9 protein-coding genes are annotated in these 9,967 nt (G+C 58.0%); 6 read left to right on the top strand and 3 right to left on the bottom strand.

Translation table 11 applies throughout. The features are described from left to right. Window positions 1-60: 60 nt before the first annotated feature. Genes EN939_RS09750 through EN939_RS09740 form a run of 3 tightly spaced genes read right to left on the bottom strand, consistent with a single transcriptional unit; the run spans window position 61 to window position 2,074 of the window. Entirely contained in the window at window positions 61-699 is a 639-nt protein-coding gene (locus EN939_RS09750; RefSeq protein ID WP_335930789.1) for a nodulation protein NolU, read from the bottom strand. Then, window positions 692-1,555, bottom strand: a complete 864-nt coding sequence (sctJ, locus tag EN939_RS09745; protein ID WP_127248569.1) for a type III secretion system inner membrane ring lipoprotein SctJ — start codon at window positions 1,553-1,555, stop codon at window positions 692-694. Before sctJ ends, EN939_RS09750 begins: the two co-directional genes overlap by 8 nt. A gap of 9 nt (window positions 1,556-1,564) precedes the next feature. Next, window positions 1,565-2,074, bottom strand: coding sequence for a nodulation protein NolB (locus EN939_RS09740; protein ID WP_024505368.1), 510 nt, complete (start codon window positions 2,072-2,074; stop codon window positions 1,565-1,567). A 187-nt stretch (window positions 2,075-2,261) separates the two neighbouring features. Between EN939_RS09740 and EN939_RS09735 the strand changes: the two genes are divergently transcribed. The 6 genes from EN939_RS09735 to EN939_RS09710 all read left to right on the top strand — a co-directional run. After that, window positions 2,262-2,960, top strand: coding sequence for a secretin N-terminal domain-containing protein (locus tag EN939_RS09735; protein ID WP_024505367.1), 699 nt, complete (start codon window positions 2,262-2,264; stop codon window positions 2,958-2,960). A 301-nt stretch (window positions 2,961-3,261) separates the two neighbouring features. Continuing rightward, window positions 3,262-5,196, top strand: coding sequence for an HrpF/NolX family T3SS translocon protein (locus EN939_RS09730; protein ID WP_127267847.1), 1,935 nt, complete (start codon window positions 3,262-3,264; stop codon window positions 5,194-5,196). Between the two features lie 1,057 nt (window positions 5,197-6,253). Then, on the top strand, window positions 6,254-6,598 hold the full coding sequence (locus EN939_RS39815; protein WP_084831489.1) for a helix-turn-helix domain-containing protein: 345 nt from the start codon (window positions 6,254-6,256) through the stop codon (window positions 6,596-6,598). Between the two features lie 37 nt (window positions 6,599-6,635). After that, window positions 6,636-7,973, top strand: a complete 1,338-nt coding sequence (gene glyA / locus EN939_RS09720; protein ID WP_063169266.1) for a serine hydroxymethyltransferase — start codon at window positions 6,636-6,638, stop codon at window positions 7,971-7,973. Window positions 7,974-8,030: 57 nt separating this feature from the next. Beyond that, window positions 8,031-9,206: a methionine adenosyltransferase gene (metK, locus tag EN939_RS09715; RefSeq protein ID WP_063169265.1), complete on the top strand. Its 1,176-nt coding sequence runs from the start codon at window positions 8,031-8,033 to the stop codon at window positions 9,204-9,206. A 100-nt stretch (window positions 9,207-9,306) separates the two neighbouring features. Then, window positions 9,307-9,967, top strand: a 661-nt coding sequence (locus EN939_RS09710; protein WP_164750928.1) for an adenosine kinase, incomplete at its 3' end; no start/stop codon positions are given.

Below are 9,967 nucleotides of genomic sequence, written 5' to 3'. Positions count from 1 at the left end.
GTATCAGTGGTCCGACTGGACGCATCTGCGGCGCTATTGGCCCCTCGGAAAGTTCGACTGTCATTTCACCGGGGTCTCTGTCTCAAAATGAGCTACTACAAGTGAAAGCAATTGGCCGGCGGCGGTCCAATGCTCAGGTGCTGGAGTCTCCGCGGCAGTCCCCTCGGGCAATCGAAGAAGCACGCGGTTACGCTCGGTAGCTGAACTGTCCTGGAGCCAAGCCCCAAGACATGCGTGTCCATCGTATTCGATTTGCTGAGCGAGTTTTTCTGGGTCCGAGATCAGTCTTTTGTCAACAGCATGCAGCAGGTGTCGGATTCCGAATGCGTGTGCCTCCACGCCGATGCGTTTAACAAGGATGGCAAGCTCAGGCTGAGAGACAAACGCGACCAGCGAACGGGCATGCCAGATACTACCAGCAAGAAGGGCCGCTCGATATGGATCATGCCCGCGTAGAAGGTCCGGCCTGCAGCCGATGTGGTTCAGATCCACGTCATCGTTGCCCAGCAATTCTGCCAGCCTTGGATGCAGTCTGGAACACTTCTGCAACTTCACTAACGTTTCGGCCGATAACGCTGGATCAAGACGCGCCGCAAGACGGGTTGGATGGGCCGAAGCCGCAAGCTCGCTCGCGCCCGGAAAGTGCGGACCATCAGGTCGGGCGGTCTGTATAGGCATTGGCAATGAGATGTCACCCACGTCCAATTGCAGGCATTCTTTTGCGAATGGCCTCGACAGCAGAAGCATCCCGGCGCCCCTCGACCTTGGAAACGCCGGTTGATTGCTTGCGCCGACGCGTAACAACGCCGATCAAGAGATAACAGGCCACGCCGAATACGGCTGCGGCAAAACCTGTTACGGTCGCCAGAAGTGGCGCAGGAAGAGGTAGTGATGCTTGTGGCAAGACAGCAGTCGGATCGGGCCGTTGCTCGTGTGCGGACCGTTCTACCGGCACCAAAACCACTTCCACCTTATCGTAGGACAGGCCTTCGATGCTGTCGGCTACAAGCATCTTTATCTTTGGCAGCAGAGCCGCGACATTTGTTTTTGCGTCGTGCCTGATAAACACCGAGGCCGAGGATGGCGTGGCACCGGCTCGCACAAGGTCGTTATGCGGCAGCACGACGTGAACACGTACAGAAAAAACGCCATCGATATCGCTGATCGTCCGCGACAACTCTTCGCTCAGGGCATACACGTAACGGGCACGCTCTTCGGTCGGCGAGGCAATCAGGCCTGATCCTTGGAATATCTCACCGAGGTTCTTGAAGGATTGGCGCGGCAGCCCCTTGGCGTTCAGAAGGTTGATTGAGAAGGCGAGCAGCTTTTCGTCAACCTGGATCGTGCTGGTTCCATCCTTGGCGACCACCCGGATCGCGGCGACCCCGTTGTCTTCAAGAAGTGCGAGCATTTCATTTGCCTCACGCTCTTGCAATTGCGTGTAGAGGTCGGCTTTGCAAGCAGTGAGGGCGACGAGAACTGGCAGCATGACAAGTCTAACCGACCGCCACCCTGACAGGCCACGCATGATTTCGCCCTCGGCCAAGCCAATCATGCGCGCGGTTCAGCCTTCCTTCAAAAGTTTATTCACGGATGATGTGACGCCGCTGACGCCTTTGGAGATAAGCGCCACCTGGGTGACGCCGTTGTAAACATCCCGAAGACCAGCCATCATCGTTTCGAAGTCTTGCCCTTGTTGGGGAATGCCCGAGATTCCGGTTCCCGCCTCACCTGGAACGGGAAGCTTCTGCGCCGGTCCCGGTAGAGCGCCCTTCGAAAGGGCTATGTCATGGTCGAGCGCGGGGAAGGAAACAGTGTTGTGTGGATATAGGGAGGAAATCGTCTGCAACACGCGATCGCCCATGCCGCTCGTCGGCGCAGCCGCGCGCTGAACATCCATCGCCGCAGCAACTGGCGCCGCACTCGCTGGCCCCGCGGCGGCATCGTTTTTCAGCGAGTCGGCTGCATGCCCTAAGGCGCGCTCAAACTGGGCCTGCTCGACAATCGACGGTGATCCGACCCTGGGGAGGCCAGCCGTTAGAGTGGCAGAGATCGACGTGACAGGCATCATCATGTAAGGACTCGGTTGCTCTCTCTGACCGGGCGAGCCCCGCCCATTCATCACCCGGTGTCGGCGCAACACTCCTAGGGGGGCAAGCTGACAACAAGCTGACTAACGGCGGCGTCATTTCGACAATCTAAAATCTCTTCGGCAATTTAGTCACTTGTGATGATTTCAGCGTTTGGTTTATCAGTGCGACATGCCGAGAACGCTTATCCAACCCGTCACCCTGCATGTTTTGAGACTTCTTTGTGCCGGGTTTTTTCTGTCCACCGGGATTCACCCGGCGCATGCAGTCCCGCTGTCCCTTCCGGCGACACCCTATAGATACACGGTTCTGGATCAGGAGCTCGCTGCAGCGTTGCAGGAATTCGGCAACAACCTGAATATCAGGGTCAACATCAGTCCTGCGGTGAAGGGGCGAATTCGCGGACGTATGCCTGATTTGCCACCGCGCGCGTTCCTCGACCGCTTGACGAACCTTTACGGTCTACAATGGTACTATGACGGCCTTGTGCTCTATGTGTCTGCTGCACAAGAGTCGCAAACTCGAATGCTTTTGATGACGTCGATTCGCTTCGATGCGTTCAAGGGGGCTCTCGACAAGCTTGATATCTCCGACGAGCGCTATGTGGTCAAACCCGTGCCAGGCAATGGCCTCGTCTTCGTTTCCGGTCCACCGCGCTTCGTCGCACTCGTGGAGCAGACCTTTAACGGCTTGGTGGCGCAGGCGCAGGCGCAGACTCACATAGCGGCAACGCCAAAGGAATCAGTGCTGATCTTGTTTCGCGGCTCCTCCACTACGGTCGTTCGCGACGGACGACCGGATGCTTCTTATTCTTCTGACATCCCACAACAGGATAGCGTTGGCGGGAAGCCTGAGCTGGGCAAGAAATGAACATTGAGGATTTCCCGCAGCTCTGAAGAACATGACTGCGGCTACCCTTTTGTGAACTCTTCGCAAACTCGTCAGTTTCTCGAAAGCTAATCCGCTCATGATGAGTCCCGGCAGCTCTCGCGGTGACTCCGGCCATTGTGTTGGACCGAACCTTGGAGCCGGCCCGGAACACAGCAATTGAAGGCAGGGCAGGCGCATTCGTGACCTGCCGACGCTTGGAATTGTCGAATTTTGTGAAACGCAAGGGATCTTCTGTCGGGGTCTCTTGTGGGGATTTCAACGTCACGTCTGAGGATGCATAATGTCGGCCAGTAATCTTTCAACTTTCTACCGCTCAAATTCGCTACAGTCCGCAAGGGGTTGGCCGGGCCTGAAAGTTTCCCATTTTGCGACCCAGCATCAGCAAAGTGCATCGTGCTTCGAAGCGATGCTGTCCACTTGTGTGCTGGCAGACAAGCCCGGCTCTTTCGCGCAAGGGGATCTGCCAGCGTCGAATCTTGATTCGACAATGGATAAATTGCGGCAGGACCCTTTGGGCCATCTGGCACCGGATGTCTTGACATTGAATGGCTTGGAGCAACACCCACTGGATCAGCTGCCGCCAAATATGAGGGCGGCTCTCAAGGAGGACCAATCGCAACGCTCCAAGGCGACTGAAGCCCAACATCTGCTCGGCGTCACTCCGAAGATCGAGCCGGCTCCCAGGGCGAGCCCCGGAATCACGTGGAACGGTGGGTCGCTGACCACGGCTGAGTTGCAGATTGTTGCGGTACTCAACCGTCACAAGGACCAATGCCCGCTTACTTGGAAGTCGTTGACCGACAAAGCCAATGATCCCTCTACGCCACCGGATCTTAAAGCGGCGATCCAGGGACTGCAGCAGGATTCGGGACTTTTTTATGCGATTGGCTCGCAGGGCGACGGCCGCTGTGGAGGCAAGATCAACGCCAAGGACTTGGCCGGATTTTCAAACCACCACCCACAAGTTGCTGCATTTCAGGAAGCCCAAGCGCGAAGCTACGAGCAGAACTACATACCATCCGACGGCAGCGGAGGTTTGCAGCCTTCGGTCATGACCTTGAGCGATGCCTTGCGGGAGTTTTACCGGTACTCCGAAAATCTGTCCAAGGACCTGAGTCTGGATGAGTTCAAGAAAATGGTCGGCGGCGAATCGAAAAACGGCAAATTTCCGCCCCAGGTCATTGCGGCGGCGCAATATTTCCTCGATCACCCCGATGCTTGGAACCAGTTGTGCGGTGGCTCGAAAGGGAAGATGCACAAAGAGGATTTCCTGCAAGTCGCCTCATCGTCGATGAGCCTCACGCAAACTGAGCTGAATACGGTCGAGATGATCAAGGACCATCAGGACACGTTCTTTGGAAGCGGTGTTCTGACTCGCGACAAACTGGCGAAAATGAAAGACGACAAGAGCCTTGATCCGAAAGTGCGGGAAGCAGCCTCTCAGCTCCTTTCAGATCCTCTTTTGTTTGGCCTCCTGAACAATTCGATCACGGGCTATAAGACCCATCATAAATTCTTCGACTTTGGCGGCGGGCATACGGTTGATTCCGGCAATATCAGCAAAAAAGACTTTGCCCATTTTTGCACAAACATGTCGTCTGCGAACCGCAACGTTCAGCAGCCAATCACCCACGGCGCCCAAACCGCAGAAGAGCAGAATGCCGTCGCGGACATGAAGATGGGCCTGATGGACCAGCCTGACATTAAGTCAGCCAAAAAGAACGGCGGGGCCGTCATGCACGTCGTCGACTCCGTGCTCAAAATCGAGACGAAAGTGCTCGACTTGGCGGCAACGGCGGTGGGACTGCTCAGCTTCATTCCGGGCCTCGGACAAGTAGCCGATCTTGCCTCGATGGTTCTCGAGGCTGAGTCGCAAGCAGCCAATCTCCTGCGTACGGCCATTAATGGAGGCGATATGAAGCGAGCGCTGGAGGAAGCTGGCCTCAATATGGCCGCGCAGGCGATCGGCCTTATCGCAGGCCCCGAGGTCAAGCTGGCCATTCGAAATGGGCTCGTAAAGCACCTGATGGAAGAGGCCTTGGCGGCAGGCATTGATCTTTCGGTCTCGACGGCGCAGGACTACGCAGAAGGCTATGTGAATAACCTCAAAGCGCGCCTTGCAGGCGGCCCTGAGCAAAGCCTAGGCCTTCCGAGCATGCCATCATTCCAGAGTGTGGCAAGCAATGTGCCCTTCGTCGGCATTGCCTTATCCTAGCCGTCGCCTTGCGCGGAAGCTTTGGCTCGCGCGCTGACATAAGGGTCATTGTGGCACAAGCAGGGGTTCATCCGCATCAACGCAAGCGGTGTTCCTGACGCCATCTGGATCGGACTGTGAGGGGGATGTCCGAAGTCTGTGAAGGCTTCGGTATATGACGACTTCAGAGTTACGCTGAGCCCAGCCATCTCGAGCCGGTGCGCCGGGTCGAGGTTTTCACGGGCGCCGGCCGGTAGCGGGAATGGTCTCCGGAAGGCACGGCGCGGATGGTGGCGGAGCGGCGCAGCCGAAGGAACGGCTGTCGCGCGCCCAGGGCGGCCTCCCGAACAGCAGACGATGATCTCCTGCCTTGGGCCTATATCCTTGTGCCCACGCTCAAGGCAGTCGGCTGAAAACAGCGCTGATTTAAAACAGCATTATCCTGCACTGCACCCTCGATCCTTGCGCTCACCGATCGCTCGTCGACACGCACGCGGTCAAGTCGTTATCGGCGCTATGCCGATGGGCTTCGAGAGCAAGGTGGACGCTGAGCGGTGCGTCAGCCTCAGGGCGCGGCTGGCCAGCTTTGGGTCTCACGCTCTATGACGGCAACACCCGGCTGATCCACTTGGCCTGTTCGCGGGCTCCCGGCAGCGGCGCGGAAGCCACGGTCCGCCTTCCTCGGCTTCAGGCCAAAGATACCGCAGCATGCTCCAGAGCTATGTCTGCCGCCTTCGCCCCATCGTCGCTGGTCATGTGGAAAGGACAAGCAGGCTACGCACCCTATAATCCCGTCGGGCAGGATTCGACAGTCGACGGCGAGACATTCGCCAAACCTCCCCCTTGATTCTCAGCAACGTTAAAAAAAATTCACATAATGTTCGTGAGTGTAGTCTCCTGTCAGGTGGTACATTAGCCCCAATATCTGGCGTCTTAGTCGTAGAAAGGACTGTGATCTATCTTCCATTAGCATCCATACCAGCGGATTTACAGCAAATGACGAGAGAGGTCTCATGCGGATTGATGGGGATAGAAGGGCTAGCGGCTTGCTGCATCCCGTCCGGGTTGATGCCAACCAATGTTGACACTGGTAAATCGCCTAAGGACGGCAGCGCATCTTGATCGCCTTCGAATCCTGGGCCTTTGCGCGCATGCGGATCTAACCGTCGGCGAGCTGGCCGATATTACCAGTCTGCCTCGCGAGCAGGTTCGACGCCACGTTCGGCGGCTGGTCAGAGCCAACTTTCTTTGCTGCAACGAACAACGTCCGCAGTCTTCGTACCATATGCAAGCAGGAGGCAAGGATGGCGGGCTGGCTCAATTGGTGGTCGATCTCCTGCCCCACGATGATGGCCATCATAAAAGAGACCTACAACGCCTGGAAGCAATACAAGACGCGCGGTTGAAGGGACCGCCTGCTTGATCGTGAAATAGATCAGTCCAAATGGAGCGCGACTACCATGGATAACTCCGCCGGCGGCGCCATCGCGCAGCCCGACACTTACGGGCGGCCTCACTTAGCCGCCGTCGACTCCCGCGTTCACGAACTGCTTCTAAGACAGGAGCGTCAGGAGCGGACAACTCTCAAACTGATCGCCTCCGAGAACTTTGCCTCCTCGGCGGTGTTGGAAGCGACCGGGTCGATTTTCACCAACAAGTATGCCGAGGGATACCCCGGTGCGCGCTACTACGCCGGAAACGAGATCGTCGATGAGCTTGAGACCCTCGCGATCGAGCGCCTGAAAGCGCTATTTGGCAGTGAACACGCCAACGTCCAGCCTTATTCAGGCTCGCCAGCCAACCAGGCTGTCTATCGCGCGCTTTTGAGCCCCCGTGACAAAGTCATGGGCTTGCCTTTACCCGAAGGCGGCCATCTGACTCACGGTTGGTCCGTCAATTTTTCCGGCAGCGATTATCAGCGCGTCCCGTACAGGCTGCACGAAAAGACACAGCAAATTGACTATGACCACTTGCGCGAGACCGCCAAGCGGGAACGCCCGAAGCTAATTTGGGTCGGCGGAACTGCTTATCCGCGTATTTTTGACTACGCGGCCATGGCCGAAATTGCTTCGGAGGTGAACTCGTATCTGGTGGCTGACATCGCCCACATCTGCGGCCTGGTTGTCGCAGGAGTGCATCCGAACCCCGTGTCCCATTGCGATGTGGTCACCAGCACCTCTCACAAGTCGATCCGCGGTCCCCGGGGTGGCTTCATTTTATCAAGGAATGAAGACCGTTATCAGCCCCTCCATCATCCGAAGAGCAAACACAATCTGGCCAAACGTATAGACCGCGCCGTGTTCCCTCTTCTGCAAGGCGGACCGCACATGAATACTATCGCCGCGCTTGCCGTCGCTTTGCAGGAAGCAGCGAACTCGTCCTTTCGTGTCTACGGTCAGCAGATCGTCCACAACGCCAAGGCTCTGGCCCAGGCACTTCTGGAGCGAGGTTATGAACTCGTCACCGGGGGCACTGACAATCACATGCTGATCCTTGATCTTCGGGACCGGTCGCTGTCAGGCAAAGCCTATGCGGAGCGCTTATCGCGTGCAGGCATCATTGCGAATTTCAATATGGTCCCGGGCGACCGGCGGCATCCGGCGCTGACAAGCGGCATCCGCTTAGGGACACCAGCGGTGACGTCCATGGGCATGCGCGAAACGGAGATGGTGCAGATCGCCGCTTTCATCGACTCGGTCTGCCGCCAGCCCGATGACCAGGAAGTTCATGCGAGCGTACGAAGAGACGTTGCCGACTTCTGCACTGCGTTCGATGTTCCCGGCATCCCCGACCGATAAGCCACCCCAATCCAGAAACTCCTCACTAACTCCAGCACTTGAAGCGAGGGCATTTTTATGACCAGGCAGTTCGTGTTCTCTTCCGAATCCGTCGGCGCGGGACACCCCGATAAGATGGCAGACAACATCTCCGATGCCATTCTCGATGCGGTCCTGCGCACCGATCCGAAGGCGCGCGTCGCCTGTGAAGTGTTGGTGAAGACGGGGATGGTCGTTGTGGCTGGCGAGATCACCAGCCATGCCCACATCGATTACAGCCAAGTCGCCCGCGATACGATACTCGATATTGGCTACGACGATGATGCGATTGGCTTTGATGGTCGACGTTGCGCCGTCGTTCTGGCCCTCACCGAGCAGTCGCCCGACATAAGCCAGGGCGTTGATGAAGGACGAGGGCAGGATCTCGGGCAAGGGGCAGGGGATCAGGGCATCATGTTTGGATTCGCATGCAACGAGACGGATACATTGATGCCCCTGCCGATCCAACTCGCTCACCATTTGACGAAAAGACAGGCCGAGGTCCGCAAAGCGGGACAGCTTGGCTGGCTGCGTCCGGACGTGAAATCTCAAGTGTCGGTACGCTACGAAGGGCTCCGCCCGGTGGCGCTGGATACCATAGTCCTGTCAACGCAGCATGACGAAGCGGTCTCACAAGCCACGGTCCGCGAAGGCGTCATTGAGGAGATCATAAAACCGGTCCTGCCGGCCCACCTGGATACTTCGGGGATCAGATTTCTGGTCAACCCAACAGGGCGGTTCGTGGTCGGTGGGCCTGCCGGCGACTGCGGCCTCACAGGACGGAAGATCATCGTCGATTCCTACGGTGGGACCGGGCGTCACGGCGGCGGTGCCTTTTCGGGCAAGGACCCATCCAAGGTTGACCGCTCGGCGGCCTATGCCGCCCGGTATGTCGCGAAGAACATCGTTGCCAGCGGCCTTGCGGAGGTCTGCGAGGTTCAGCTTGCCTACGCGATCGGCGTGGCCAGTCCGGTTTCTGTCATGGTCAATACCTTCGGAACCGCAAGGATCGAGGAAAAAAGGATCGAGCGCCTTGTTCTCGAGGTTTTCAATCTCCGACCGAAAGGCATCATCAAGATGCTTGATCTCTTACGGCCGATATACCGCAAGACGGCGACATACGGACACTTCGGGCGTGAAGAGCCTGAGTTCACTTGGGAGAAGACGGACAAAGCTGACGATTTGCTGCGTGAAGCCGGACCGGCAGCTGCGTGAGGGCGGCTGGATCAAGCGCATGCGGCAACCCATTCCAACTCGCGAGACCACGCCCGGCCGGCGTGGCAAGAAGCCGGCTCGGGTTTTGGCGGAGATTTTGATGCCGGATTATGACGTGCTTTGCATCGGCAATGCCATTGTCGACATCATCGCCCAGTGCGACGAGGAATTCCTCGAGACCAACGGCATCATCAAGGGCGCGATGAACCTCATCGACACACAACGCGCCGAACTGCTCTACAGCCGCATGGGTCCGGCGATCGAAGCGTCCGGCGGCAGTGCCGGCAACACGGCGGCCGGCGTCGCCAGCTTTGGCGGCCGCGCGGCCTTCTTCGGCAAGGTCTCCAACGATGCGCTGGGCGAAATCTACGCGCACGACATTCATGCACAGGGCGTCGCCTTCGACACCACGCCGCTCAAGGGCGAGCCGCCGACGGCGCGCTCGATGATCTTCGTCACCCCCGACGGCGAGCGCTCGATGAACACCTATCTCGGCGCCTGCGTCGAGCTTGGCCCTGAGGATGTCGAAGCCGACAAGGCGTCCGGCGCCAAGGTCACCTATTTCGAAGGCTATCTGTGGGACCCGCCGCGCGCCAAGGAGGCAATCCGCCAGACGGCGAAGCTGGCGCACGCGGCAGGCCGAGAAGTGTCGATGACGCTGTCGGATTCGTTCTGCGTCGACCGCTACCGCGACGAATTCCTCGACCTGATGCGCTCGGGCACGGTCGACATCGTCTTTGCCAACAGCCACGAGATCAAGT

It is taken from the genome of Mesorhizobium sp. M7A.F.Ca.CA.002.05.1.1 (genome assembly GCF_003998335.1).
Classification (GTDB): Bacteria; Pseudomonadota; Alphaproteobacteria; order Rhizobiales; family Rhizobiaceae; genus Mesorhizobium.
This window is presented reverse-complemented; position numbering and strand designations above follow the sequence as displayed.

Bases quoted from the DNA above. Each gene is read 5' to 3' on its own strand.
- sctJ (WP_127248569.1), bottom strand. From the start codon at position 1,555: ATGATTGGCTTGGCCGAGGGCGAAATCATGCGTGGCCTGTCAGGGTGG.
- EN939_RS09740 (WP_024505368.1), bottom strand. From the start codon at position 2,074: ATGATGATGCCTGTCACGTCGATCTCTGCCACTCTAACGGCTGGCCTC.
- EN939_RS09735 (WP_024505367.1), top strand. From the start codon at position 2,262: ATGCCGAGAACGCTTATCCAACCCGTCACCCTGCATGTTTTGAGACTT.
- EN939_RS09730 (WP_127267847.1), top strand. From the start codon at position 3,262: ATGTCGGCCAGTAATCTTTCAACTTTCTACCGCTCAAATTCGCTACAG.
- EN939_RS39815 (WP_084831489.1), top strand. From the start codon at position 6,254: ATGTTGACACTGGTAAATCGCCTAAGGACGGCAGCGCATCTTGATCGC.
- glyA (WP_063169266.1), top strand. From the start codon at position 6,636: ATGGATAACTCCGCCGGCGGCGCCATCGCGCAGCCCGACACTTACGGG.
- metK (WP_063169265.1), top strand. From the start codon at position 8,031: ATGACCAGGCAGTTCGTGTTCTCTTCCGAATCCGTCGGCGCGGGACAC.